This window comes from Humidesulfovibrio sp. (assembly GCF_030689645.1).
Classification (GTDB): domain Bacteria; phylum Desulfobacterota; class Desulfovibrionia; order Desulfovibrionales; family Desulfovibrionaceae; genus Humidesulfovibrio.
Map to the genome: position 1 here is coordinate 38,780 of NZ_JAUYFU010000006.1, position 26,615 is coordinate 65,394.

The 26,615-nt window shown below is 63.6% G+C and carries 23 protein-coding genes; 18 read left to right on the forward strand and 5 right to left on the reverse strand.

What is annotated here, in order from left to right; translation table 11 throughout:
- Positions 1–56: 56 nt before the first annotated feature.
- The gene (locus Q8O35_RS01020) at positions 57–326 is read right to left on the reverse strand and encodes an RNA-binding protein (protein ID WP_305569428.1); all 270 of its coding nucleotides are present in this window, start codon (positions 324–326) and stop codon (positions 57–59) included.
- 311 nt (positions 327–637) lie between these two features.
- Between Q8O35_RS01020 and Q8O35_RS01025 the strand changes: the two genes are divergently transcribed.
- The gene (locus tag Q8O35_RS01025; RefSeq protein WP_305569430.1) at positions 638–1,639 is read left to right on the forward strand and encodes a septal ring lytic transglycosylase RlpA family protein; all 1,002 of its coding nucleotides are present in this window, start codon (positions 638–640) and stop codon (positions 1,637–1,639) included.
- A 186-nt stretch (positions 1,640–1,825) separates the two neighbouring features.
- Positions 1,826–2,122, forward strand: a complete 297-nt coding sequence (locus Q8O35_RS01030; RefSeq protein ID WP_305569432.1) for a late competence development ComFB family protein — start codon at positions 1,826–1,828, stop codon at positions 2,120–2,122.
- Positions 2,123–2,128: 6 nt separating this feature from the next.
- Here Q8O35_RS01030 and mazG read toward each other — a convergent pair whose 3' ends face one another.
- Both mazG and Q8O35_RS01040 read right to left on the reverse strand, forming a co-directional pair.
- Complete coding sequence (gene mazG / locus Q8O35_RS01035) at positions 2,129–2,929, reverse strand: nucleoside triphosphate pyrophosphohydrolase (protein WP_305569434.1); 801 nt, start codon at positions 2,927–2,929, stop codon at positions 2,129–2,131.
- A 66-nt stretch (positions 2,930–2,995) separates the two neighbouring features.
- Positions 2,996–3,571: a CvpA family protein gene (locus tag Q8O35_RS01040; RefSeq protein ID WP_305569441.1), complete on the reverse strand. Its 576-nt coding sequence runs from the start codon at positions 3,569–3,571 to the stop codon at positions 2,996–2,998.
- Positions 3,572–3,763: 192 nt separating this feature from the next.
- On the opposite strand from Q8O35_RS01040, the gene rfbC reads away from it, so the two are divergent.
- From rfbC to Q8O35_RS01100, 12 genes are all read left to right on the forward strand, one after another.
- Positions 3,764–4,342: a dTDP-4-dehydrorhamnose 3,5-epimerase gene (gene rfbC / locus Q8O35_RS01045; protein WP_305569446.1), complete on the forward strand. Its 579-nt coding sequence runs from the start codon at positions 3,764–3,766 to the stop codon at positions 4,340–4,342.
- 16 nt (positions 4,343–4,358) lie between these two features.
- On the forward strand, positions 4,359–5,807 hold the full coding sequence (locus tag Q8O35_RS01050; RefSeq protein WP_305569448.1) for a mannose-1-phosphate guanylyltransferase/mannose-6-phosphate isomerase: 1,449 nt from the start codon (positions 4,359–4,361) through the stop codon (positions 5,805–5,807).
- 104 nt (positions 5,808–5,911) lie between these two features.
- Positions 5,912–6,460 carry a menaquinone reductase multiheme cytochrome c subunit QrcA gene (gene qrcA / locus Q8O35_RS01055; RefSeq protein ID WP_305569569.1) on the forward strand — a complete coding sequence of 183 codons (549 nt, stop codon included), beginning with the start codon at positions 5,912–5,914 and terminating at the stop codon, positions 6,458–6,460.
- A gap of 16 nt (positions 6,461–6,476) precedes the next feature.
- Positions 6,477–8,546, forward strand: coding sequence for a menaquinone reductase molybdopterin-binding-like subunit QrcB (gene qrcB, locus Q8O35_RS01060; protein WP_305569450.1), 2,070 nt, complete (start codon positions 6,477–6,479; stop codon positions 8,544–8,546).
- A gap of 10 nt (positions 8,547–8,556) precedes the next feature.
- A complete protein-coding gene (qrcC, locus tag Q8O35_RS01065; RefSeq protein WP_305569452.1) occupies positions 8,557–9,336 on the forward strand; it encodes a menaquinone reductase iron-sulfur cluster-binding subunit QrcC in 780 nt (259 codons plus the stop codon).
- Positions 9,337–9,345: 9 nt separating this feature from the next.
- A complete protein-coding gene (qrcD, locus tag Q8O35_RS01070; protein WP_305569454.1) occupies positions 9,346–10,575 on the forward strand; it encodes a menaquinone reductase integral membrane subunit QrcD in 1,230 nt (409 codons plus the stop codon).
- A gap of 496 nt (positions 10,576–11,071) precedes the next feature.
- The gene (gene kdpF / locus Q8O35_RS01075) at positions 11,072–11,164 is read left to right on the forward strand and encodes a K(+)-transporting ATPase subunit F (RefSeq protein ID WP_305569463.1); all 93 of its coding nucleotides are present in this window, start codon (positions 11,072–11,074) and stop codon (positions 11,162–11,164) included.
- Positions 11,164–12,939: a potassium-transporting ATPase subunit KdpA gene (kdpA, locus tag Q8O35_RS01080; protein ID WP_305569570.1), complete on the forward strand. Its 1,776-nt coding sequence runs from the start codon at positions 11,164–11,166 to the stop codon at positions 12,937–12,939. The genes kdpF and kdpA overlap by 1 nt, the downstream gene beginning before the upstream one ends.
- Before the next feature lie 23 nt (positions 12,940–12,962).
- Positions 12,963–15,074 carry a potassium-transporting ATPase subunit KdpB gene (gene kdpB / locus Q8O35_RS01085; RefSeq protein ID WP_305569470.1) on the forward strand — a complete coding sequence of 704 codons (2,112 nt, stop codon included), beginning with the start codon at positions 12,963–12,965 and terminating at the stop codon, positions 15,072–15,074.
- Between the two features lie 10 nt (positions 15,075–15,084).
- Positions 15,085–15,690 carry a potassium-transporting ATPase subunit KdpC gene (gene kdpC / locus Q8O35_RS01090; protein ID WP_305569480.1) on the forward strand — a complete coding sequence of 202 codons (606 nt, stop codon included), beginning with the start codon at positions 15,085–15,087 and terminating at the stop codon, positions 15,688–15,690.
- A gap of 15 nt (positions 15,691–15,705) precedes the next feature.
- Positions 15,706–18,450: a sensor histidine kinase KdpD gene (locus Q8O35_RS01095; RefSeq protein ID WP_305569484.1), complete on the forward strand. Its 2,745-nt coding sequence runs from the start codon at positions 15,706–15,708 to the stop codon at positions 18,448–18,450.
- The gene (locus Q8O35_RS01100) at positions 18,447–19,157 is read left to right on the forward strand and encodes a response regulator (RefSeq protein ID WP_305569486.1); all 711 of its coding nucleotides are present in this window, start codon (positions 18,447–18,449) and stop codon (positions 19,155–19,157) included. The genes Q8O35_RS01095 and Q8O35_RS01100 overlap by 4 nt, the downstream gene beginning before the upstream one ends.
- Positions 19,158–19,294: 137 nt before the next feature.
- Here Q8O35_RS01100 and Q8O35_RS01105 read toward each other — a convergent pair whose 3' ends face one another.
- Complete coding sequence (locus Q8O35_RS01105) at positions 19,295–22,609, reverse strand: efflux RND transporter permease subunit (RefSeq protein WP_305569488.1); 3,315 nt, start codon at positions 22,607–22,609, stop codon at positions 19,295–19,297.
- 11 nt (positions 22,610–22,620) lie between these two features.
- Complete coding sequence (locus Q8O35_RS01110) at positions 22,621–23,784, reverse strand: efflux RND transporter periplasmic adaptor subunit (RefSeq protein WP_305569490.1); 1,164 nt, start codon at positions 23,782–23,784, stop codon at positions 22,621–22,623.
- 211 nt (positions 23,785–23,995) lie between these two features.
- Between Q8O35_RS01110 and deoC the strand changes: the two genes are divergently transcribed.
- From deoC to Q8O35_RS01130, 4 genes are read left to right on the forward strand one after another with little or no spacing between them, the layout of a single operon-like run.
- Complete coding sequence (gene deoC / locus Q8O35_RS01115) at positions 23,996–24,694, forward strand: deoxyribose-phosphate aldolase (protein WP_305569499.1); 699 nt, start codon at positions 23,996–23,998, stop codon at positions 24,692–24,694.
- Between the two features lie 5 nt (positions 24,695–24,699).
- Complete coding sequence (locus tag Q8O35_RS01120; RefSeq protein ID WP_305569571.1) at positions 24,700–25,368, forward strand: precorrin-8X methylmutase; 669 nt, start codon at positions 24,700–24,702, stop codon at positions 25,366–25,368.
- On the forward strand, positions 25,365–25,811 hold the full coding sequence (locus Q8O35_RS01125) for a VOC family protein (protein WP_305569504.1): 447 nt from the start codon (positions 25,365–25,367) through the stop codon (positions 25,809–25,811). Before Q8O35_RS01120 ends, Q8O35_RS01125 begins: the two co-directional genes overlap by 4 nt.
- Entirely contained in the window at positions 25,808–26,563 is a 756-nt protein-coding gene (locus tag Q8O35_RS01130) for a L,D-transpeptidase (RefSeq protein WP_305569506.1), read from the forward strand. The genes Q8O35_RS01125 and Q8O35_RS01130 overlap by 4 nt, the downstream gene beginning before the upstream one ends.
- Positions 26,564–26,615: the final 52 nt, after the last annotated feature.

Below are 26,615 nucleotides of genomic sequence, written 5' to 3' on the forward strand. Positions count from 1 at the left end.
AGGCGCGAGACGGGGTGACTTGGGCCGGGTTTGGTTTTGCCGGCTTTCCGCGGCGGCTAGTAGTCGCGGCGGGGGCGGGGCTGACGCTCCTGGGCCTCGTTGATGCGAAGCGCGCGTCCGCCAATTTCTTTGCCGTTGAGGGCGTCGATGGCCTGCTTGGCGGAAGCGTCGTCCATCTCCACGAAGCCGAAGCCACGGAAGCGGCCGGTCTCGCGGTCATTGATGAACTTGACGGAAATGACTTCGCCGTACTGGCCGAAGAGGCTGTGGAGGTCATCCTCGGAGGCGCTGAAAGGAATGTTGCCGACGTAGATGGACTTGGGCATAAAAATCTAAGCTCCTGAAATTGATCTAAAAGTTGGCGTCGTTTCTGTGTACGGAGCACAGGCTTCCGTCCCTTTACGACAATTGATCGCAAGCTTTGAGCCCCATCTTCGGGTATGTCAAGAAAAAAATATGGTTCGTTCCTTGCATTTGATTTAGCACGATTTGCTTCTGGACGAATTGTCCCACCTGATGGGGGGATGTTCCTGCGTACCCGTCATGCCTGCGCACTGCGCTTTTCGGCTTGGAGAGCCGGATCTTGACGGGGGCCCTGGGAGGGGAGACGTGAAACCACGTCCGCACGGAGGCTTACATGAACTGCATCAGATTTTTCGTTGTCATCTCTCTGCTCGCACTCACGGGGTGCGCGTACTTGCCTGTGGGCGAGTCCCAGCGCCTGCATTCACAGGCTCCGGCGCATTCGCCGCCCCAGGAGGGAGCGAAGCAAGAGCGCACGCAGGTGCTTTACAAGAGGCAGCCAGGCCAGGTTGATCCCAAGATCAGCCCGTATTCGGTCATGGGTAAAACCTACTGGCCTGTGCAGTCCGGCCTGGGCTTCCGCGAGGAAGGCTTTGCCTCCTGGTACGGCATAGATTTTCATGGCAAGAAGACCGCCACCGGCGAGATCTACGACATGTTCAGCATTTCCGCCGCGCACAAGACCCTGCCCCTGGGCACCAAGGTCCGCGTGACCAACCTTGAGAACGGGCGCGAACTCGAACTTGTGGTTAACGACCGCGGTCCCTTTGTCGATGGCCGCGTCATCGACCTCTCTTACGCCTCGGCCCGCCTGCTCGGCATGGCCGACAACGGCCTTGCCCGCGTGCGCGTAGTGGGCATCGCCGAAAATCCCGTGCTTGCGAACGCAACCTATAAGACAGTCGCCTCGGCATCTGCCGAGAACCAGCCCCGCAAGTCCGGCAACCGTGTCATCGAGAAGGACCTTTCTGATGGTCCGAATCGCGTCCAGGCTTCCCGTTCGGACAAGCCCGCCCAGGCCAAGGCTCCTGTGGTGGCGGCCAAGGCCCAGCCGGTGGCGGAGCAGCATGCTTCGATGCAACCCTCCATGCAGCAGGACGGTTCACGCTACAGCGTGCAGGTTGGCGCTTTTTCACAGGATGAGAACGCGCGCAGGGTGAAGGATCGCCTTGTGCAGTCCGGATTCCGGGGCGCAAGCGTTGTGCGCTCCGTGCGCGGCGGCCGCGAGCTTTCGGTGGTGCAGGCCGGCAGTTTCGACGCTCGCGAGCAGGCCGAAGAAGTGTTGCGCGCCGTGAGGGATGAGTTCCCGTCCAGCTTCATCAGCTCTGGCGCCTAAGGACCTTTGGGCCAAAGTGCAGACGTGGGGAGCGCCGGTGAGCCGCCGGCGCTCCGTTTCCCTTGCCGCCTGCGGCTGTGCCTGCAGGGCCTTGCGCGGCGCGGCGGCTTGGGATAATAATGTAAATAGTGTGGTTGGTTCGGGATCTGGGCCGCGAAGGCCATTAATCTGACGGAGGAATGCGGCATGTCGCAGAAAATTTTCGAAGTGAACGGCGTGCCCCTGGGCAGCATCCGCAACCGCAACGAAGAGCGGGTCATAAAGCTCATGCCCAAGGTTCTGGCCGAATTTTTGGACTACAAGCCGTCCTACCTGGACATTCAAGACATCTACGCCCTGACCCTGAACAACCTGCCTCCGCGCTACAAGCAGCACGGCTCCATCATCATCCGCGAGTCCCTGGGCGATGAGGAGATCATGCGCGAGCTGCGTCTGGCCGTGGGCAAGGTGGAGATGGCCCCCACCGGCAAGCTTGAAGGCTAGGGCGGCCTAAGCCAAGGCTTTGGCCTCGTCCCAGAGGCGGTTCTTGTCGTCCATGCTCATTTCAAGCAAATCGAGCCCGCGTTGCCGGGCCAATTCCTCCATGCACTTATAGCGCGCCAGGAACTTGATGTTGGCGCGGTCCAGGGCTGCGTTGGCCTTGATGCCCTTTCTGCGGCCCAACTCCACCAGGGTGAACAGCGCGTCGCCGAACTCTTCTTCCATGCGCTCGGCCTTCTGGTCCGTTTCGGGTCCAGCGCAGGCTTCCTCAAATTCCTTCCACTCGGCGTCGAACTGGTCGCGGGCGTCTTCGTCGGTTGCCCAGGTGAAGTTCAGGCGCGCTGATTTGGCGTGGATGCGGTAGGCCTTCAAAAGCGGCGGCAGTCCCTCGGGCAGTGAGTCGAAGGCGCCGTTTTCTTTCCCGTTGCCGTTTTTTTCGCCGCGTTTGATGCGCTCCCAGTTGCGTAAAAGCTCTTCCTGATCGGCCACCACGGTATCGCCGAACACATGCGGGTGGCGGCGGATCATCTTGGCCGCGTTCTGCGCCACCACGTCCTCCAGGCTGAATTGCCCGGCGCGTGCGGCCAGGGTGGCCTGGAACAGCAGCAGAAAGAGCACGTCGCCCAATTCCTCGCAGGTCTCGGCCTGGTCGTCGGCGCGGATTGCCGACACCAGCTCAAAAGCTTCCTCGATGATGTAGTCGCAGAGGCTCTTGGGAGTCTGCTTCTGGTCCCAGGGGCATCCGCCGGGGCCAAGCAACGCGTCGATGACTTCCTGGATTTTGGCAATGCTCATGCTGTCCGAACTCATGGCCGGTCTCCTTGTTTCTGCATCGCTTCGCTGCGCAAGCCTGCGGCTCTGCGGCCAGGCGCGCAGCTAGATATGTTGCTTTTCTTTGTTTTTTTTCTGTTGCTGCTGTTGCTGCTTGGGCGGTGGCAGCGGGGCCGGCTTCGGCAGGGCGAAGCCGCCCTCCTCCAGGGTCTCGCGGATGGGGGCCGGGGTGAAGTTCGCCAGGAGCACCAGAGCCGGGTCGGTCTTCTGGGCAAAGGCGGATTGCTTGACCACGCTGGTGCCGGGCAACATGGCCTTGAGCAGCAGGAGCATCACCAGGGAGAGCAGGAGCCCTTCGACAGCGCCGAATGCCGCGCCTGCCGCCTTGTCCACGACGGTGAGCATGGCGACCTTGAGCACGTCTTGGAGGAAGCGCACCAGGAACCACAGGGCCACCAGGGTGCCGATGAATGTGATGAGGTAGCTGAGGGCCTGCACCGTGTTCTGATTGGTGACGTAGACCTTGAGGTGCGGCACGAAGATGCCGTGCAGATGCGAAGCCACGAAAAGCCCGATGAAAACCGAACTCAAGGACACGGCCTCTTTGATGAGCCCGCGGTGGTAGCCCCGGAAGGCCACAAGGCCGACGATCGCTATGATGATTATGTCCAGGGAATTCATGGTCCCTCGCCGTTGTGGGCTGCGCGGGCGTTACAGCTGCGCCTGCGCCTTACTGGCCGTGACACCTAGCAGACCCGTGCGTGAAAGGGAAGGGGCCAGGGTCTTCTGCGGCGGGCGGTTGTGCTGGCCTGTGATTTCAGGTAGGACACGCGTCTATCACATGGGAAGCTTATCTCTGGGGGGCGTTGGACGATGCGTCTGATCGAAACCGGGCTGCCGGGGCTTGCGCTCCTGGAGCCCAAGGTGTTCCGCGACGAGCGTGGTTTCTTTCTCGAGACCTACAGCGAGGCCGCCTTTGACGCCCTGGGCATCGGGGCCCGCTTCGTGCAGGACAACCACGCATACTCCGCACGAAAAGGGGTGCTGCGCGGGCTGCACTTTCAGCTGCCGCCCTTTGCCCAGGCCAAGCTTGTGTGGGTGGTGCGCGGAAGCGTGCTGGACGTGGCCGTGGACCTGCGGCGCGACTCGCCTACCTTTGGCCAGCATTTCAGCGCGGAGCTCTCGGCGGAGAACATGCTCCGGCTGTTTCTGCCGCGGGGATTCGCCCATGGCTACGTGACGCTGACCCCGGATGCCGAGTTTGTATATAAAGTCGACGCGCCCTATGCTTCAAAGGCCGATGCGGGCATCCTTTGGAACGACCCGGATCTCGGCATCGACTGGCCCGAGGCGGAGCCCCTGCTTTCGCCCAAAGACAGGCAGTTGCCCCGGCTTAGGGACATCGATTCGCCTTTTGTCTGCGACCCGCCCCATGGCGGCGTGCGCGGCTAACCCATCCGGGAGTCCTATGCCGATAAAACGCAACGCACCCAAGGAGTCCCCCGCCCGGCACGCCATTATTCTGGCGGGCGGCTCGGGTACCCGGCTTTGGCCGCTTTCGCGCAATCTTTTTCCCAAACAACTGCTGGCCCTGAACGGCGAGTTGACCCTGCTGCAGCAGACCGTGCGCCGGGTGCTCACGGCCTTTGCGCCGCAGAACGTCTGGGTGGTGACCAACGAAGAGCACGTGTTCGAGGTTCGCAGCCAACTGCGCAGCCTGAACCCGGTGCTGGACGCCCACGTTCTGGCCGAACCCCTGGCGCGCAACACCCTGCCCGCAGTGCTGCTGGGGCTTGATCGCATCGTGCCCCTTGAGGACAAGGCTGCTGACGAGTCCCTGGTGGCTGTGTTCCCTTCCGACCACCTTCTGGAGGATTTGGAAGGCTTCCGCAGCTCCCTCAATCAGGCCATGGGCTTGGCCGCGCGCGGGCTTTTCGTCACCTTTGGCGTGCTGCCGCGCAAGCCAGAAACCGGCTACGGCTACATCGCCAGGGGCAAGCAGCTGGAAGAGGGCGGCTATGAAGTGGAGAGCTTCATCGAGAAGCCCAAGCTCGAAAAGGCCGTCGAGTTTTTGAAAAGCGGCCGCCATTACTGGAACAGCGGCGTGTTCGTGTTTCGCGCGCGGGAGTTTCTGTCCGCCGTGGCCGCGCACACGCCGGAGCTTTGGTCCTGGTGGTCCGGGCGCGGCGCAGCTGCGCTCGTCTCCGGCTACGGAGCCCTGCCCAACCTTTCCGTCGACTACGGCATTGCGGAGAAGATCGAGGACATCGCGGTGGTGGAGGCCCGGTTCGACTGGGACGACCTGGGCAATTGGGAGGCCATCTACCGCCTTGGCAAGAAGGACGAGGCCGGCAACGTCATTCAGGGCGACGTGCTGGCCATGGACTGCAGGGATTGCCTGCTCATCTCCAAAGGCGGCAAGCTGGCCGTGGTCGGCCTTCGCGGCATGATCATGATCCAGACCCGCGACGCCACCCTTACCTGCCCGCTCACGGATGTGCAGCGGGTGAAAGAGGTTGTGGCGCTTCTTAAGTCTCAGGGCAGCCAACTGGTGGAAAGCCACCTTACCGTCAAGCGTCCTTGGGGCAGCTATTCGGTGTTGGAGGAAGGGCAGCACTACAAGATCAAGCGCATAGAGGTGCTGGCCGGCGCGCGGCTGAGCCTGCAGATGCACCACCATAGAAGCGAGCATTGGGTGGTGGTTTCGGGCACGGCGCTGGTCGAGATCGATGGGGTGGAGCGCTTGCTTGTGGAGAATCAGGCCGTGGATATCGCCAAGGCCACCACGCACAGACTGGCGAATCCGGGTAAGGTTCCGCTTGAGATCATTGAAATTCAAAGCGGGCCGTATCTGGAAGAGGACGATATTGTACGTTTTGATGATGTTTATGGGCGGGTGAAACAGGAGAACTCGTGAATTTTTTCCTAAGCCCTTGACACGCCAGAGCGTGGTCCTTTATGAAAACGCAGTTTTCCGTGGCGAAATTTGACCAGAAACTACAGGAGCGATGGGGCGAGGTTATGGAGGAAAAGAAACAGTGCAAGGGGTGTGGGGGGGCGTTGCCCTTCGTGATCGGCTTTGTGGCCGCAGTTATCGCAGGCTGGGTTCTCTTCCCTGACTTGATTTACAGCAAGAAGACGCAGCCCATCCGCTTCAGCCATAAGGTCCACCAGGAGCAGGGCATGGAGTGTTCGAGCTGTCACACGTTCCGTGATGACGGCTCTTTTGCCGGGCTTCCGAACAATGAAAGCTGCATGCAGTGCCATGCAGACGTCATTGGAACCGACCCGGCGGAAGTGGCTTACGTCGAGAAGTACGCCAAGACGGGCAAGGAAGTTCCTTGGCTCATCTACCAGTACCAGCCAGACAACGTGTATTTCAGCCACAAGGCGCACGAGTCCTTTGAGTGCAAGTCCTGCCACCCCGATGTCGGCAAGACGGACACTCCGCCGGTTTATTATGAGAACAGGCTGTCCGGATACAGCAAGCAGACGATGAAGATGTGGCAGTGCGAGCGCTGCCATGCCGAGAACGGCGTCAGCAACGCCTGTCACGTCTGCCACAAGTAAAAGAGGGGTGCGTAAGATGGGTTTGGATCGCAGAGGATTCGTCAAAATCGTAATGGGAGGCGTTGCAGGCACCCTGTTCACGCCTGTCATCTGGCAGAGCCTGGACGATGTGTCCATCTGGTCCCAGAATTGGGGCTGGATCCCTCGCCTGAACAAGGGCGAGGTGAAAGCCAAGTCCGCCTTGAGCAAACTGTGCCCAGCCGGTTGCGCCGTGAAGGTGAAGACCGTTGGCGGGCTGCCCTTTGCCGCGATTGGCAACACCGCCAATCCCATGAGCAAAGGCGGCGTGTGCCCCATTTGCACGGGCGGCGCTCAGCTCATGTACAGCCCGGCCCGCGTGAAGTCGCCCATGAAGAAGGTGGGCGAAGGCAAGTACGAGGCCATTAAGTGGGAAGAAGCCGAGGCCATGCTCGTTGAGAAGCTGACCCCCCTCAAGGGGCAGGACGGCAAGATCGCCGCCATCAGCGGCGACGAGACCGGCACCGCCAACGAAGTGTTGAGCGCCATGCTGGCCGGATTGGGCAGCACCGGCTTCTATGTCATGCCCGGCGAGATGTTCACCGCCACCAAGGGCGTGAAGCTCATGGGCGGCAACGGACAGCCCGGCTTCGACATCGAGGGTTCGGACCTGGTGCTCATGATCGGCGCGGATGCGCTTGACTCCTGGGGCACCACAGTGGCCAACCAGAAGGCGTTCGCCGCCACCCGCCCCACCGGCGGCGCGGCTACCGCTCAGTACATCTACGCTGGCCCGGTGTTGAACAACACCGCCAGCGTTTGCGACAAGTGGGTGGCTGTGCCCCCCACCGCCATGGCGACCTTCGCCCTGGCCCTTGCCAATCAGTTGATCGCCGCAGGTGCGGTTTCCTCGGCTGCCGACTTCGGCGATTACAAGGCGCTGGTCGCCAAGTACACGCCGGAAGCCTTTGAGGCCGCCACCGGACTCAAGGCCGACGTCCTTAAGGATCTCGTCGCCAAGATCAAGGCCGCCAAGGCTCCGCTGATCGTGGCTGGCGCCTCCTTCGGACAGGGCGCCGGCGCCCTTGACTTCGTTGCCGCCGCCTCCCTCAACGTGCTTCTGGGCCGCGTGGGCCAGAAGGGCGGCATGACGCTTCTGGGCGCGGCCCCCAAGGCCATCGCTTCAGCGGCTGACCGCGAGAACGCCAAGGATGCAGGTAGCTTCCTGGCCTCTGTGGCCACAGGCAAGGCTACTCCGGGCGCGCTTCTGATCTACGAAGCCAACCCGGCCTTCGCCCTGCCCCAGGCCGCTGAAATGGCCAAAGCCATGGGCAATATCGGCTTCAAGGTGAGCTTCAGCACCTACATGGATGAGACCGCGGCCCTGGCCGACCTCATCCTGCCCGCGCCGCACCCCTACGAGCGCTTTGACGACGCCATGAATCCTTACGGCGTGTCCAAGCCCACGTACCTGGCCGGCAAGCCTGTGGTTTCAAAGCCTGTTGCGGACTGCAAGGATCCTGTTGACGTGCTCCTGGCCGCTGCTGCGAAGCTCGGCCTGTCCCTGGGCTTCGATACCTACGCTGATGTCATCAAGGCCAAGGCTACGGCTCTGGGCGGCGACTTCGACGCTCTGGCCGCTGGCGGCATCTGGAACGGCGAAGCCAAGGGCGGCGCCCTGACCCTGGGCGCTGGCGCCCTGGCAAAGGCTGTTCCCGTCAAGACCGACGAGAAGGCCGTGGCCCTGGCCCCGGTCACCCGTCTGGCCTACGGCACCGCCTCCCTGGCTACCCCTCCCGCCAACCTCGTGACCCTGCGCGATACCGAACTTGTGGGCAAAGACCTCTTTGTTCAGATGAACGGCGCCACGGCCAAGAAGCTGGGCGTTGCCAAGGGCAACAAGGTGAAGCTCACCTCCGGAAGCGGCGAGATCAAGGCCCGTGTGCATGTGAGCGAGGGCGTTGCCGCCAATACGGTTGCCGTGCTCCTGGGCTTTGGCCGCAGCGCGTGGGACGAGTTCACCAAGGGCAAGGGCGAGAACGTCTACAAGATCCTCACGGTGAGCGACGAAGCAGGCACGGGCCTCAAGGTGTGGGCTGGCTCCACCGTCACCGTCGCGAAGGTTTAGGGGGACCACGATGAAAGCCAAAGAATTCAACATCAAGTGGGGCATGGTCATTGACCTGGACAAGTGCACGGGCTGCGGCGCGTGCATGACAGCCTGCCAGGTCGAGAACAATATCGCCCCCATGGTCGATGCGTCTAACAAGTTGCGCACCTTGAGTTGGATGCTCGTGTATGAGCTTTCCAACAAGAAGGCCGCTCCGGATGCCGAGATCGCTTACCTGCCTCGCCCATGCATGCAGTGCGGCAACCCCACCTGTGTGCCCGTGTGCCCCGTTATCGCCACGGACAAGAACGAGGAAGGCGGCATCGTCAGCCAGATCTATCCGCGTTGCATCGGCTGCCGGTACTGCATGGCCGCCTGCCCGTACCATGCCCGCTACTTCAACTGGGAAGACCCCATTTTCCCGAAGGGCATGGAGAAGACGCTGTCTCCCAACACCTCTGTCCGTCCTCGCGGTGTGGTTGAGAAGTGCAACTTCTGCCACACCCGGCTTATGAAGGCCAAGGACAAGGCTCGTCAGGAAGGCGGCAATCCCGAAGCTCTGGCTGATGGTGCTTACATGCCCGCTTGCGCGGAAGTGTGCCCCACCGGCGCCATCTCCTTCGGTGATATCAAAAACCCGGAGCACAAGGTGCATGAGTTGGCCAAGGGCGAAAACGCCTACCGCCTGCTTGAAAAGCTGGGCCTGGCCCCGCAGGTGTACTACGTGAGCAAGCGCGAGTGGGTGCGCAAACTGGGCGATAACTACGCCGCCACCGGCAAGGCCGGGGCTGAAAAGAAGCATTCCTAGGGGGCGCATATGGATAGGGCACTCTTTCCCGATGGTGTGGAGCGCTGCTCCTTCGGCAAATTCGCGCTGTGGATGGGTTTCGTCACTGCGTTCTTCCTGTTCGGCCTTTATGCGATGATCTTGATTTTCGCCAAGGGCATCGTTGTCACCGGACTGGACAACTACTTCGGATTCGGACTGTGGATCACCTTCGACTTGGCGGTCATCGCCTTGGGCGCTGGTGCGTTCTTCACCGGATTCCTCAAGTATATTCTGAAAATCGACCAGCTTAAAAATATCATCAACCTGACGGTAATCATCGGGTTTATCTGCTACTCGGGCGCCATGCTCGTCCTCACCATGGACATCGGTCAGCCGATCCGTGCATGGTTCGGCTACTGGCACCCCAACGTCCACTCCATGCTGACGGAAGTCATCTTCTGCATCACCTGCTACTGCCTGGTGCTCATCATCGAGTACGTTCCCCTGATCCTTGAGCAGAAGCAGTTGAACAAGATCCCCTTCCTGCACCACCTTGCCCACAACATGCACGTGAACATGGCTCTCTTCGCCGGCATCGGCGCGTTCCTGTCCACGTTCCACCAGGGTTCCCTGGGCGGCATGTACGGTGTGCTCATGGGCCGTCCCTATGCCTTCCGAGAGGGCTTCTTCATCTGGCCCTGGACGTTCTTCCTGTTCGTCCTTTCCGCTGTCGGCTCCGGGCCCATCTTCACAGTTCTGTGCTGCACGCTCATGGAAAAGATGACCGGCCGCAAGCTGGTTGACTTCAAGACCAAGGCCCTCATGGGCAAAATTGCCGGCACCATGCTCACCGTCTACATCTTCTTCAAGATCCTGGACACCTGGGCCTGGGCCAACAATTTCCTGCCCAGCGTCGGCATGACCTTCGATCAGATGTTCTACGGCATCATCTACGGCAAGTGGCTGATGTTCACCGAGATCATCCTGTGCGGTTTGGTTCCGGCCATCATGCTCATCACTCCGAGCATCCGCAACAACCCCACGCTGTTGTACACTGCAGGCATTCTGGACTGTATCGGCGTGACCCTGAACCGCTACCTGTTCACGGTCCAGGCCATCGCCATCCCGGTGATGCCCTTCGATTCCTGGCAGTTCTACTACCCGAACTGGACTGAGTGGTCGACCTGCGGCATGATCGTTGCCTACGGCGTCATTGTCATGAGTCTGTCTTACCGCTACTTGCCCGTGTTCCCCCAGGAACGCGCCCTGAACAAGTAGTTTACAGCTTCCCTTGATTCCTAGAGCCCGGCCACAAGGTCGGGCTCTTTTTTTGTTGTCTTTGGCCAGCGCAGGGCCGGTGGCTTCCGCGTTGTCGGTTGTGGACTCCATTCTGCTTGACGCCTGGGTAGGTTTGACCGGCCGAAGGGGGCTTCTGCCGCTGCTTACAATGGTTAGCGCCAGTGAAACCCCTTTCCCTGCTGTCTCAGCGTCTCTCCGCTTCCTCTCCCGCAATGAGACGGAATGATTGCTCATCCCTTCGAAACCTACAAATCTTACACAAATCTTACACCGCACCTCTAATTTCCTACACCTCTCTTACTCGGGCAGTGCTATTCCTCCACACAAGAACCCGGCGTGATGCTGGGAGGAGGCATGCAAACATGGAATTGTTGAACAACCCCTCCGACCTCGCCTGCGGCCTGTTGGCCCTGTTTGCGGTGGCGGCCACCCTTGGCCTCGTGCGGCTGGTGGAGCGCGTGCGGGAGATAGGCTCATGAGCGCCATCACCATTCTCGCAGGCATAGTGGTGCTGGCACTGCTGGCCTACCTCGGCGTGGCCCTGCTGAACCCGGAGGCCTTCGAATGATGTCCGCCATAGACTTTGCGCAGCTTTGCGTTTTCCTTGTACTCCTGCTGGGCCTGTCCTGGCCACTGGGCAAACACATGGCCGCCGTGCTTGAGGGCCGCGACCACCCCCTTGCCCGCGTTCTTGGCTGGCTGGAGCGAGGTCTGTACCGCGTCTGCGGCGTTGATCCGGCCCAGGAGATGGACTGGAAGATGTACGCATTGGCCATGTTCTTGTTCAATATGGTCGGCTTCGCCGCGTTGTATATTCTGCTCCGTGCTCAAGCCTTGCTTCCCCTCAACTCGGTAGGCCTGGCGGGCATGGCGCCGGACCTGGCCTTCAACACGGCCATGAGCTTCACCACCAACACCAACTGGCAGGCCTACGGCGGCGAGAGCGCTGTGAGCCACCTGACCCAGATGCTGGGCCTCACCGTGCACAACTTCGTGTCTGCGGCCACAGGCATTGCGGTACTGACGGCGCTTATCCGGGGCCTCACCCGGCGCGAGACGCGCGCAATCGGCAATTTCTGGGCCGACCTGGTTCGCTCCACACTGTACATCCTGCTGCCGCTGGCTATGGTCTTGTCCCTGGCGCTTTGCTGGCAGGGCGTGCCCCAGACCTTCGCAGGCGCGGTGAACGCCACGCTTACCGAGTCCGTGGCCTATGAGATCCCGCCCAGCGCGGACGACTTCAAGGCCGACCCCACGCTCAAGCCTGCGCCCGTCACAGCCACGGAGCAGACCATCATGCGCGGGCCCATAGCCTCGCAGGAGGCCATCAAGATGCTGGGCACCAACGGCGGCGGCTTCTTCAACGCCAACAGCGCCCATCCGTACGAGAATCCCACTCCGCTTTCGAACCTTTTGGAGATGCTGGCCATCCTCATCATTCCGGCGGGCCTGTGCCACGCTTTTGGCCGTATGGTGAACGACAAGCGCCAGGGGTGGGTGCTGATCTATGCCATGACGACACTTTTCTTGGGTTTTATTGTCTTGTGCTGGTGGGCCGAAAGTCAGGGCGTGCCCCAGGTGGCGGCCATCACCGGGGGACCATTCACAGGGAACATGGAGGGCAAGGAGCTGCGCTTCGGCATTCTGAACTCCGCGCTCTTCGCCACCGTCACCACAGCCGCCTCCTGCGGCGCGGTGAACGCCATGCACGACTCCTTCACGCCCCTTGGCGGCATGGTCCCCATGGTGCTCATGCAGCTGGGCGAGGTTGTGTTCGGCGGCGTGGGCAGCGGGCTTTACGGCATGCTGGTGTTCGCCATCATCGCGGTGTTCGTGGCCGGACTCATGGTGGGCCGTACGCCGGAATACCTGGGCAAGAAGATCGAGGCTTTTGAAACCAAGATGTGCTCCGTCATCATCATGATGCCGCTCTTTGGCGTGCTCATGGGCACGGCCTGGGCGGTGCTGACAGAGCTGGGGCGCGGGGCCGTGGCCAACCCCGGCGCGCATGGATTCAGTGAGATTCTGTACGCCTTCTCGAGCATGGCCAACAACAACGGCAGCGCCTTTGCGGGGCTTTCCGCCAATAACGCGCTGTACAACCTGCTGGGCGGATTCGTCATGTTCACCAGCCGCTTCTGGCTGGCCATCCCGGTGCTGGCCCTGGCCGGTTCGCTGGCGGGCAAGAAGATGGTTCCTGCAAGCGCGGGCACCCTGCCCACGCACAAGCCGCTGTTCTGCGGCCTGCTTGTATCGGTGGTGCTCGTGGTGGGCGCGCTGACCTTCATCCCGGCCTTGGCCCTTGGCCCCATCGTGGAACACCTTCAGATGCTCGGGCGCTAGCCCTGCCAAGGAGCATGAATCATATGACCATCAAGGCACAGAAATCCGCCGGGCGTCCTCTCTTCGACCCGGCCATCGTGCGGGCCGCCGCGCTGGACTCCTTCCGCAAGCTGGACCCGCGCGTTCAGGTGCGCAATCCCGTCATGTTCACCGTGTACATTGGCAGCATGCTGACCACCGTGCTGTTCCTTCAGGCCGGCTTTCTCGAATGGACGGGCGGCACGGGCGAGGAAAAGGCGAGTTTCATCCTGGCCATTTCGCTATGGCTGTGGTTCACGGTCATCTTCGCCAACTTTGCCGAGGCCATGGCCGAGGGGCGTGGCAAGGCCCAGGCGGCGACGTTGCGCCAGGCCAGGGCCGAGACTCCGGCCCGCAGGCTCATGGGCGAATCCCGCGATTCCGCCAGCGAGAGCGTGTCCTCCACGGCCCTGCGCAAGAGCGACATCGTGCTTGTTCAGACCGGCGAGACCATCCCCTGCGACGGCGAAATCATTGACGGCGTGGCGTCAGTCGACGAGAGCGCCATCACCGGCGAGAGCGCGCCCGTCATCCGCGAGGCCGGTGGCGACCGGAGCGCCGTCACTGGCGGCACGCGGGTGCTGTCCGACTCTATCGTGGTGCGCATCAGCGCCGACCCCGGCGAGACCTTTCTTGACCGCATGATCAGCATGGTGGAGGGGGCCAAGCGCCGCAAGACGCCAAACGAGATCGCCCTGAACATCCTGCTCGCCGCGCTCACCATCATCTTCCTGCTGGTGTGCGCCACCCTGCTGCCTTTCTCGTTGTACAGCGTTAACGCCGCAGGCAAGGGGACGGCCATCACCATCACGGTTTTGACCGCGCTCTTCGTCTGCCTCGCGCCAACCACCATCGGCGGTCTTTTGTCCTCCATAGGCATCGCAGGCATGGACAGGCTCATCCAGGCCAACGTCATCGCCATGAGCGGCCGTGCGGTGGAGGCCGCCGGCGACGTTGACGTGCTCCTGCTCGACAAAACCGGAACCATCACTCTGGGCAATCGCCAGGCTTCGGCCTTCCTGCCCGCGCCGGGCGTCACCGAGGCCGAACTGGCCGATGCGGCGCAGCTCTCCAGTTTGGTGGACGAGACCCCGGAGGGCCGCAGCATCGTGGTGCTGGCCAAGGAGAAGTTCGGCATTCGCCAGCGCGACGTGGGAAGCCTTGGCGCAACCTTCATCCCCTTCACCGCCCAAACGCGCATGAGCGGAGTGAACCTTCCTGGAAGCAGAAGCCTGCTCAAGGGCGCGCCGGACGCCATCGAGCGCCTGGTGGCCGATGCGGGCGGCGTGTTTCCAGAGGCTGTCGCCGGATTCGTGCAGGACATCGCCTCAGAGGGCGGCACCCCGCTGCTCGTGGCGGAGAAGACCCAGGGCCGCGTGCGGGTTCTGGGAGCCGTGGGGCTCAAGGACATCGTCAAGGGCGGCATCCGCGAGAAATTCGCGGAACTCCGGCGCATGGGCATCAAGACGATAATGGTCACGGGCGACAACCCGCTCACCGCTGCGGCCATCGCCGCCGAGGCCGGGGTGGACGACTTCCTGGCCGAGGCCAAGCCCGAGACCAAGCTGGCGCTTATCCGCAAGATACAGGCCGAGGGACGGCTGGTGGCCATGACCGGCGACGGCACCAACGACGCCCCGGCGCTGGCCCAGGCCGACGTGGGCGTGGCCATGAACACCGGCACCCAGGCCGCCAAGGAGGCCGGGAACATGGTGGACCTGGACTCCAGCCCCACCAAGCTCATGGAGATCGTGCAGATCGGCAAGCAGCTCCTCATGACGCGCGGGGCGCTCACCACCTTCAGCATATCCAACGACATCGCCAAGTATTTCGCCGTCATCCCGGCAGCCTTTGTGGGCACGTACCCGGCCTTGGGGGCACTCAACGTCATGGGTCTCGCCACCCCGCAGAGCGCCATCCTCTCGGCGGTCATCTTCAACGCGCTCGTAATCGTGGGGCTCATCCCGCTGGCCCTGCGCGGCGTAGCCTACAAGCCCGCTGGGGCGGGCACAGTGCTGCGCGACAACCTCATCATCTACGGCGGCGGCGGACTCATCGTCCCCTTCGTGGGCATCAAGCTCATCGATATGGCGCTTTCAGCCTGCGGCCTGGCATAAGGAGGACATCATGATCCGCGACATCCTGCACACCCTGCGCCCCGCCTGCCTCATGCTTGTGGCGTTGTCCCTCATCTCAGGCCTTGCCTACCCGGCAATGGTGACGGGCATGGCCCAGGCGCTCTTCCCGCGTCAGGCCAACGGCAGTCTTGTCACTTCCGGCGGCAAGGTCGTCGGGGCCGAACTCATCGGCCAGCAGTTCAGCGGCCCCGGCATGTTCTGGGGCCGGCCTTCGGCCACATCACCGCAACCGTACAACGCGGCGGCCAGCGGCGGATCCAACCTTGGTCCCACCAACCCGCAACGGCTCAAGAACGTGGCCGAGCGCGCCGAGGCCCTCCGCAACACTCACGGCGATGGGCCTGTGCCCCAGGAACTGGTGGCAGCCTCGGGGTCGGGGCTTGATCCGCACATCAGCCCGGCGGCGGCTCAGTATCAGTTGGTGCGGGTGGCGCGGGAACGCGGCCTGGATGAGCCGTCCGTGCGCGCCCTGGTGGCCAAGCGCACAGAAGGCCGCCAACTGGGCTTCCTGGGCGAGGAGCGGGTGAACGTTCTGATGCTTAACCGGGACCTTGATTCGCTTGCCGGAAAAGCCCAGAATACGGGCAAGCAATAGGCCTGGGAGCCAAACATGAACGAAGTCAGAAACGGCGCACGCCGCCCTGACCCCGAAGCGCTGCTGGCGCTGGCGGATAGAGAGGACAAGCGCCGCAGGCGCGGGAAGCTGCGCATCTTCTTCGGCGCTGCGCCCGGCGTGGGCAAGACCTACTCCATGCTTACCGAGGCCTACACCCAGCAGGCTGAAGGGCGAGACGTGCTGGCCGGAGTGGTGGAGACCCATGGCCGGGGCGAGACCGAGGCGCTCTTGGCCGGACTGGAGCTGCTGCCCCGCGTGCAGGTTGAGTACAAGGGCCACACGCTCACCGAGTTCGACCTGGACGGGGCGCTGGCCCGCAGGCCCGCCCTGGTGCTTGTGGACGAGCTGGCCCACACCAACGCGCCGGACTCTCGCCACGAGAAGCGCTGGCAGGACGTGTTGGAGCTGCTCGACCACAACATTGACGTCTACACCACGATGAACGTGCAGCATGTGGAGAGCATCTCCGACGTGGTGTCGCAGATCACCGGCATTCCCGTGCGCGAGACCGTGCCCGATTCCATGCTGGAGCAGGCCGAGGAACTCGTGCTGGTGGACTTGCCCCCGGACGACCTCCTGAAGCGCCTGCGCGAAGGCAAGGTGTACATCCCGCGCCAGGCCGAGGCCGCAGAGAAGAACTTCTTCCGCCCCGGCAACATCACCGCCCTGCGCGAGCTGGCCCTGCGCGTGGTGGCCGACCGCGTGAACACCGAAGTATGCGTCTACCGCAAGGGCCAGGCAATCGAGGTCACCTGGCCCACCTCGGGCAGGCTGCTGGTTTGCGTGGGCCCCAGCCCCACCTCGGCCCGGCTCGTGCGGGCCACCAAGCGCATGGCCGCCAGCCAGCACGCCCAGTGGATAGCGGCCTATGTGGAGACGCAGCCGCTTTCCCCCTCGGATCCGCGACACAACCAGGTGGTGCAAAACCTGCGCCTGGCCGAGCGGCTGGGCGCGGAGGTGGTCACGCTTTCGGGCCGGAGCATTACCGAGGAGATCCTGACCCTGGCGCGCTCCCGCAACATCTCGACCATCGTCATAGGCAAGCCGGTGCGCCCAAGGCTCATGGACATGGTGCTCGGCAGCCCGGTGGATGATCTCATCCGCAGGAGCGCCGAGATCGACGTGCAGGTCATCCGGGGGGACGAGGGCGACGGCCCAAGGCCCCAGGCCGCGCCTGCCAGGCCTTCGCCCGTGGACTGGAAGGGATACGGCCAGAGCCTGCTCGCCGTGACCGTCTGCTCCGCCCTGTGCTTCATCATGTTCCCGTACTTCGAGCTGGCCAACCTCATCATGGTCTATCTCGTGGGCACCATGTACATCGCCAGCCGCCACGGCCAGGGGCCGGGCATCCTGTCCTCGGCCCTGGGGGTGCTCTGCTTCGACGTGCTCTTCGTGCCTCCGCTTTTCAGCCTGGCCGTCTCCGATACACAGTACCTGTTCACCTTCGCCATCATGTTCGTGGTTGCCCTGGTCATGAGCCGCCTCACGGCGCAGGTGCGTCAGCAGGCAGAGGCCGCCCGAGCCCGCGAGGCCCGTACTCAGGTGGTGCTGGCCCTCTCCCGCGAGCTGGCCGCCTCGCGCGGGACGGAAAGGCTTCTGCGCATCGCCATCGAGCACCTGTCCCAGTTGTTCGTGTGCAGAGCTCTGGCCTTCCTGCCCGACTACGAGGGGCATCTCAAGGAGCACGTGGGCGACAAGGACGCCTTTCGCGTCACCAATAAGGGTGAAAGCGTGGCCCAGTGGGTCTTCGCCAATGGGCAGCCCGCAGGGCTTGGCACCAGCACCCTGCCCACCAGCGGCGCGCTGTATGTGCCGTTCGTGGGCCTCAAAGGCACCCTGGGCGTGCTGGGCCTGCGGCCCGAGACCGAGGGCGCGCTGTTTTCGCCCGAGCAGACGCACATGATCGAGACCCTGGCCCGGCAGGTGGCGCTCGCCCTGGAGGTGGAGCGGCTGGAAACCGAGAGCCTGCACGCCCAGATGGAGGCCGAGACCGAGCGCCTCAAGGCCTCGCTCTTGTCCTCCGTCACCCACGACCTGCAAACCCCGTTGGCGGCCATCATGGGCTCGGCGGACAGTTTGGCCGCCGTGGGCGAGACCCTGGCCACCGAGCAGCGCCGGGCGCTTGCCGTGAACATCTACGACGAGGCCGAGCGCCTGTCCCGGCTCATCTCCAATCTGTTGCGCATGACCAAGCTTGAGTCCGGCACCTTGAAGCCCGACCTGCAACTCCAATCCATTGAGGAGCCCCTGGGCGCAGCCCTTAGGCTGGTGGAGAAGCACCTGGCCGGGCGTGAGCTGCAGATGGACGTCCCGGGGGACCTGCCTCTTGTGGAAGTGGACGGGGTGCTCATGGAGCAGCTCCTGCTGAACCTCTTGGAGAATGCCGCTAAGTACACGCCCCAGGGTTCGCCCGTGGCCATCGCCGCTCGGGCCGCCCGGAACAGCGGCGGCGGCGTGGAGATCGAGGTGGCGGACAGGGGACCAGGACTGGCGCCGGACGAGAGGGAAAAGGTCTTTGACCTGTTCTATCAGGGACAGGGGGCTGGCGGTCCGACTGGCGGGCGCAAGGGCTACGGCATTGGCCTGGCCATCTGCCGGGCCATTGCACAGGTGCATGGCGGGGCCATCCGGGCGGAGAACCGCGCAGACGGCGGAGCCGCGTTCATCGTGACCCTGCCCGCGCCGCGCAAACGCCTGCTGCCCGACCAGGATGCTGACAAGGACGAGGAGGCTTCGTGAGTGCGGACAAGATCCCTGTGCTGGTGATCGAGGATGAGGCGCCCATCCGCTGCTTTTTGCGGGCCTACCTGGAAAGCCGGGACTTCAAGCTCATCGAGGCCGAAAGCGGAGAGGAAGGCCTGGGCCTGGCCGCCTCGCACCAGCCCGCCCTCATCCTGCTTGACCTGGGCCTGCCGGGCATGGACGGGCTGGAGGTCATCCGGCGCATCCGAGAATGGACGGCCACGCCCATCCTGGTGCTCTCCGCCCGCGGCAAGGAGCAGGACAAAATCGACGCCCTGGACGCCGGGGCCGACGATTACCTCATCAAGCCCTTCGGCGTGGGCGAGCTTTCCGCGCGCATGCGCGTGGCCTTGAGGCATGCCGTCCAGAATGGCGGCGGCCTTGCGCCCGACCCCGTGTTCCGCTGCGGAGAGCTTGTGGTGGACCTGCCCGCGCGCCGGGTCCGCATGGCCGGGCAGGAGGTCCGCCTCACGCCCATTGAATTTAAGCTGCTTGCCTTTTTGGTGCGCCACGCGGGCAAGGTGGTGACGCACCGCCAGCTCCTCAAGGAGGTATGGGGCAGCGCGCGCGAGGACCAGTCCCACTATCCGCGCATCTACGTCCACCAGCTCCGCCACAAAATCGAGCCTGACCCGGCCAGGCCGCGCTTCCTGCGCACGGAGACGGGCATCGGCTATCGTCTGGAAGAGGGCGAAGCCGTCTGACCGGCATGGCCGCTACAGTGCGCCGGGCCTAAGCGCTCCAGGCCGAAGGGGCAATGGCCGCTGGCCTGACCGTCTGCGCCCGCCGACGGTGAAGCTCTCTGGCGGGATGAAAGGGGCAAGAGCCCCTCGCTTCGTCTTTACCGCTTGTCCTTGGGCCGCACGAGGTCGCGCAGCCCCTGGCGCAGGTCCACCTTGGACTCGTACTTGCCGGTGCGGATGAGCCCCCAGGCGCGGCTCAGCCAGTCGCGCGCCAGTTCGACGCGGGCGCAGCAGCGCTCGTGCCGGGCCTGGACTCCGCCAACAAATCGCCGGTACCAGCCGAAGCGCGACATGCGTCCATGCAGGCGGTTCAGCCCGTTCTCCAGCAACCCGCCAGCCCAGGCCCAGCGCGGGTGGTTGCGGAGATGGCGCATAAGCCCGGTGAACCCCTTGTCCTTCATGAACTTATTGAAATCATCCATGTAGGTGTAGAACACCGGGGTAAGGTAGAGCGTCACCACCTGCGAGAGCACCAGGCCGCCCACCACAACTAGGCCAAGGGGCCTGCGCGCCTGGGCGCCAGCGCCAAAGCCCAGGGCGATGGGCATGGCGCCCATGATGGCGGCCATGGTCGTCATCATGATGGGCCGGAAGCGCACGAGCGAGCCCTCGAAGGCGGCCTCAGCCGGAGGCATTCCAGTCTTCTCGGCCTCTATTGCGAAGTCCACCACCATGATGGCGTTTTTCTTCACGATTCCGATGAGCATGATGATGCCCACGAAGCCGTACAGGTTCAGTTCAGCGCCGAAGAGCAGCAGCGAGAGCAGCCCGCCCATGGCTGCCGAGGGCAGGCCGGACAGGATGGTGATGGGGTGGATGAAGCTCTCATACAGGCAGCCCAGGATGATGTAGATGACCACGATGGCCACGAGCAGCAGGAAGCCAGCCGTGCCCATGGACCCCTTGAAGGAGCTTGCCGTGCCCTCGAACACAGCGTTCACTGTGTCGGGCAGGGTCTTGTGCGAGGTCTCCTGCACGCGGGCCATGGCGTCGCCCAGAGAAACGCCTGGCTCCAGGTCGAAGGAGATGGTGACCGAGGGCAACTGGCCGGAGTGGGTCACGGTGATGGGGCCGGTGCCTTCCTGCGCGTCCACCAGGGCATCCAGGCGCACCAGCTTGCCGGACTTGGCGCGCACGTACAGCATGGACAGGGCGCGCGGGTCCTGGCGATACTCCGGCAGCAGCTCAAGGATGACCTTGTAGGAATCGTTCTCCGCATAAATGGTGGAGATCTGCCGCCCGGCATAGGCCGAGTACAGCGCGGTCTCGATGGCCTCGGCGGTTACGCCCAGGGTGGTGGCCAGGTCGCGGTTGATCTTGAGGTCCACCTGGGGGGCGTTGTTCTGCAGGTCGCTTGTCACGTGCGCCAGGCCCTTGACCTTGGACAGGGCCAGCACGAGTTCGTTGGAAGCTTTGTAGAGCACGCCTGTATCGGGCGAGAGCAGGGTGAACTGATACAAGCCCTTGCTGGGCTTGCCGCTCATGCGGATCATGGGCGGGTTCTGCACAAAGGCCAGAAGCCCCGGCTGAGACTGGAGCTTGGGCTGTATCCGGGCCAGAACCTGATCCGCAGTGGCTTTGCGATGCTCCTTCAGGAACACGACGGTGTAGCCCTGGTTGGTGGTGCCGGTGCCCACAACCTGGATGACGTCGCGCACGTCCGGGTCCGCAAGCAGCAGGGGGGTGAGGGCGTTCTGGGCCTTGGCCTGGTCATCGAAGGAGACGCCCTGTGGGCCTTCCACGATGCCGAAGAGGTAGCCCATGTCGTCCGAGGGCAGAAAGCCCTTGGGCACCAGCACGAAGAGTACGATGGTGGCTAGAAAGAGCACGCCTGAGGCAATCATGGTCTTGCGGCGATGGTCCAGGGCGTAGTGCAGGGTGCGGCGGTAAAAGGCCAGCACCTTGTCGAACAGCGGGTCCCTGTGCTCCAGGTGGCTGCCGGATTTGAGCCAGCGGGAGCAGAGCATGGGCGTGAGCGTAAGCGACACCAGACCGGACACGAGAATGGCCGCCGTGATGACAACAGCAAATTCATTCAGGATTCTCCCGATGATGCCCGGCATGAACAGGATTGGCACGAACACAACGGCCAGCGAGATGGTCATGGACAGGATGGTGGGGCCGATCTCCTTGGCGCCGTCCAGGGCGGCCTCCATGGGCGATTTGCCCATTTCCATGTGCCGCACCACGTTCTCCAGCATGACGATGGCGTCGTCCACCACAAAGCCCACGGCCAGGGTGAGGGCCATGAGCGAGAAGTTGTCCAGGGTGAAGCGCATGAAGTACATCACCGCAAAGGTGGACACGATGGAGAAGGGAATGGCCACCGCGGAGATCACCGTGCCGGGGATGTTGCGCAAAAACAGAAACACCACGAGCACCACCAGGGCCACGGAAAGTCCGAGGGTGAACTTCACGTCGTCCACGGATTCCTTGATGGGCTTGCTCATGTCGTAGGTCTCGCGCAGCTCGATGGCCGCCGGAAGCTGCCTGCGGATGAGGGGCAGCTGGGCGTTGATGCGGTTCACCACGTCGATGGTGTTGCTGCCGGGCTGGCGCTTGATGGCCAGGAAGATGGTCTTTTCGTTGTTCAGCCAGGAGCCGGTCTTGACGCTCTTGGCGCTGTCCTGCACCCGCCCCAGGTCCTCCAGGCGCACGGGCATGTTGTCGTTGTAAGCAACGATGACCGGGCTGTACTTGTCTGCGCGTTTCAGCTGTCCGTCGGCGTCCAGGTTGGTCTGCATGTGCGGACCGTCCAGGCTGCCCATGGGCAGGTTCACGTTCTCCGCCGCAATGGCGTTGGCCACCTCGTCGAGGCCGATGCCCATTGCGCCGAGCTTGCGCGGGTCCAATTGGATCCGCACGGCGTATTGCTGCTCGCCGTAAAGCTGCACCTTGGCCACGCCGGGAATCATGGAGATGGTCTGGGTGACGAAGGTCGTGGCGTAGTCGTTCACCGTATGCAGCGGCAGCGATTTGGAGCTGATGGCCATCCAGAGGATGGGCGAATCCGCCGGGTTGACCTTCTCGAAGGTGGGCTCGTCGGTCATGGTGTTTGGCAGGCTGCCGCGCGCCTTGGTGATGGCTGCCTGCACGTCCATGGCGGCCTTGTCGATGTCCTTGCCGAGCTCGAACATGAGCGTAACCTGGGTGAGGCCCTGGCTTGAGGTGGAGCTCATGGACTCCAAGCCGGCGATGGCTGAGAACTGGCGCTCCATGGGCGAAGCCACGGAGGACGCCATGGTCTTGGGGCTCGCGCCGGGCAGGGTGGCCGTGACCTGGATGACCGGGAAGTCCACGGTGGGCAGGTAGCTCACCGGCAGGTTCACGTAGCTGGCGATGCCGAAGAAGAGCAGGCCCAGCATGACCAGGGTGGTCATGACAGGCCGGGTGATGAAGAGCTTGGTGTTCATGGGGGCCGGGCCTATTCTGGCTTGGTGGCGTTGGCTGCGGCTTGGTGTTCCGCCGGGGGTGCAGCCGGTGCGCCGGGCGCGGGCGCCTGCTGCATGGGCGTGGCCTCGACCTTGGCACCGGGAACCAGGCGCAGATGGCCCTCGACCACCACAGTCTCGCCTGCGGCCAGGCCCTGCTCCAGCACCAGCGCCCCGTATAGCCGGAAGCCCACGGTCACCGGGCGCATGTCGGCCTTGCCGTCCTTGACCACGAACACGTATGTTCCCTGGGGACCGTTCTGCACGGCGCGGTCGGGCACGATTATGGCGTTTTTGACCGTCTTGAGCACCAGGCCCACGGTGACGAACTGACCTGGCCACAGGCGGCCCTCGGGGTTCTCGAACCGGGCCTTCATGCGCACCGTGCCGGTGCCGCTCTCCACCTGGTTGTCCATGAAGGTCAGCACGCCGACTTCCGGGTGGCTCTCCATGCCGGGGGCTGCGGCCTGCACGGTGAGGGGGCCCAGAGCCATGTGCTTGCGGATCTCGTGCAGGTAGCGCTCCGGCAGGGCGAAGCTCACTTCAAGCGGGGTTGTGGTGTTCACCACGGCCAGAATGTCGTCCTTGTCCTTGACGAAGGTGCCCTCGTCGATGAGCGCGGCCCCGATGCGACCGTCGATGGGCGAGGTGATGGTGTTGTAGCTCAGGTTCTGCCGGGCCAGTGAGGCCCCGGCCCCGCTGGCCCGCATGGCGTTGCGGGCGCGCAGGGCGGCGGTGTTCTTCTCCTCATACGATTCGCGGCTGATGACGTCCTGCTCGGCCAGGACCTTGTAGCGCTGGCGATCGCGCTCCAACTGCTCGAAGTCGACCTTGTCGCGCTGGTGCGTGGCTCCGGCCTGCTGATCCGCGAAGACGTTGATGCGGGGGTCGATGGTGAACAGCAATTGCCCGGCCTTCACCAGACTGCCCTCGACAAAGTGGACCTTTTTTATGTGCGCGGCATACTTGCTCTTGATGTTTACCGAAACCGAGGCCTTTATGGTGCCCACAGTGTTGAGCACATAGGGCGCGTCCTGCATTTCGGCCTGGGCCGTGACCACCGGAGCTGGGCGTTCCTTGCTTTTGCTGCGGCCACAGGCGGAGAACACGTTGGCGCAGAGCGTACAAACACACAGCACGATCAGAAGTCGACGCATGGGCTTGCTCCTGGCGGGAGGATTAAAACGGGTGTTTAACATCGTGTTTAACTTGTGGCAACAGGAAAAGATGATTGTGTAACTGCATGTTTTGAAAGAATTTATTTTAATGTTGTGGCGAGGACTGTTGACCTTGGCCTTGGCAGAGTGGATAGTGCAACCTTCCATCCGGCACGGAAGGTGTGCCCCTCAACCCAAGCCAAGGAGGCCAATGGTGATTATATCTCCGGCCCAGGCCGCAGCCTTCATTGACCACACCCTCCTTGCGCCAGACGCCACTGCTGCGGCAATCGAGGCCCTGTGCGCGGAAGCTGTGGCCTATGGCTTCAAGGCCGTGTGCGTGAACCCGTGGCATTTGCCGCGCGCGGTGGTCTGCCTGCGCGGCGCGCAACCTCTGGCGATTACCGTGGTCGGGTTTCCCCTGGGCGCATCGCAGACCTTGGCCAAGGCGCATGAGGCTGGGCTGGCCGTGGAGCAGGGCGCAGCCGAGGTGGATATGGTGTTGAACATAGGAGCGTTAAAAAGTGGCGAGGCGGATCTGGTGCGCCAGGATGTGGCCGAGGTGGTTCGGGCCTGCGCCGGAGCGCCCGTGAAGGTGATTCTGGAGACGTGCCTGCTGGCCGATGCTGAAAAGGAGCTGGCCTGTCGGCTGTCCGTGGATGCGGGCGCGGCCTTCGTCAAGACCAGCACGGGATTCGCGCGTGGTGGGGCCACCGAGGCCGATGTTGCGCTCATGCGCCGCGTGGTAGGACAGCATGTGGGCGTGAAGGCCAGCGGGGGCATCCGCACGGCGGACGATTTCCTGCGAATGCTCGCAGCCGGAGCCGACCGCATCGGTGCTTCCGCCGGGGCGGCCATAGTGGCCGGGCTGCCGCATGTCTTATTATCTGAATCAGGAGGCGTGAAGTGAGCCACATGACCCCGGAGAATATTGCCGTGCGCGACATCAGGCTCGGCCAGGATATCGAGACCGAGTCCCTGCGCATCATCGACTCCGAGGTGCCGGAGCCCAGGCCCTACCAGGGCGCGCAGTGGCAGGTGGTGCGGCGCATGATCCACACCTCGGCGGATTTTGAGATGCTGGACCTTGTGCGCTTCCATCCCGGGGCTGTGGAGGCTGGGCTGGCCGCGCTTCACAGGGGCTGCATCCTGGTGACGGACACGGAAATGGCCCGCGCGGGCATCCCGGACCGGCGCATGGACGCGCTCAACTGCTCTGTGCGCTGCCTCATGCGCGATCCCGAGGTGCTGGCCCTTTCGCAAACGCAGGGCAGCACCCGCGCCCGTGCGGCCATGGACTTTGCCGTGGAGCGGCTGGAGCCGGAAATTTACGTCATCGGCAATGCGCCAACGGCGCTTCTGCGCCTGCTGGAGCACATAGAGGCCGGGCGCGCAGCCCCGGCGCTCATTGTGGGCATGCCTGTGGGCTTTGTCAACGCTGCGGAATCCAAGGCTTTGCTTCTGGCCCAGGATCGCGTACAGTTCATCACCATCGAGGGCCGCAAGGGCGGCTCGGCCCTGGCCGCAAGCGTCATCAACGCCTTGGCGGACATGGCGCTGATGCAACGCAAGGAGAAAGCATGAATCTTCGCCTCACCACCGTGACTTTGGGCGTGGACGACCTGAGCCGCGCCTCGGCGTTTTACGAGCAGGGCCTGGGGCTTGCCCCCTCGGCCATCAGCCAGGGAGACATCCGCTTCTACCAGTGCGGACCAGTGGTCCTGGCTCTGTACCCGCGCAAGGCTCTGCTGGAGGACGCGCACCTGCCCGAGGAGCGCCTGGGCGACCCGGGACGCTTCGACGGCGTGACCTTGGCCTGCAATTGCGCCAGCCGCGAGGACGTGGACCAGACGCTGTCCCGGGCCGTGGCTGCCGGGGCCAAGCTGGTTAAGCCTGCGCAGGATGTTTTCTGGGGCGGCTATTCCGGGTACTTCGAGGATCCGGATGGCCACCTTTGGGAGTTGGCCTACGCGTCGTTCTTCGAGCTGAACGCCCAGGGCGGGCTGGTGCTGCCCGCGTCGCAATGAGCCTGCGCAGCCTGCTGATCGCCGTGGCGCTGCTGAGCCTCGTTGCGTGCGCGCCGAAGCCTGTGCCTCTTGGAGGAGCGGACCTGACGCGCCCGGCCCTGCAACTGTTGCTGGTGGTGGCCGAGGACTGGCAGTACACCGAGACCGTTTTACAGCGCTTCGAACGTTCGTCGCCGGATGCAGCTTGGGCGCGCGTGGGCCAGCCGCTGCCCGTGAACCTGGGCCGCAGTGGCCTTGGATGGGGCCGGGGGCTGCATGGTCAAGCCCTTGGAGCCGGTCCGGTGAAGCGCGAGGGCGATGGCCGCGCCCCGGCAGGCCTTTTTGGTCTAGGGGTCGGCTTTGCGCAAGACCCGGCAGAGGTGGGCGCAGCGCGTCTGCCTCTCCTGCGGACCGACGCCACCTTGTTTTGCGTGGATGACGCCGCTTCCCCTCAATACAACCAGATAGTTCAGACTGGTGGCAAGCCTGCGGCTTGGCGCAGCGCCGAGGACATGGTCCGGACCGACGGGCAGTACCGCCTGGGCGTGTTTGTGCGGCACAACACCGACCCGGTCGAGCCTGGCGCAGGCTCATGCATCTTCTTGCACATCTGGCCAAGGCAGGGCGTTGCTTCCTCCGGGTGCACGAGCATGGCTGCCGACGACATGCTCTCTTTGCTGCGCTGGCTCGACGCGGACAAGGGCCCGGTGCTGGCCCAGCTGCCCCGCCGGGACTTTGAACGCTTGCGCAGTGCCTGGCGTTTGCCGGACTAGGCTGTTTGCCCGCCGGACGATGAAAAAGGCGGCTCCGTTTCCGGCAGCCGCC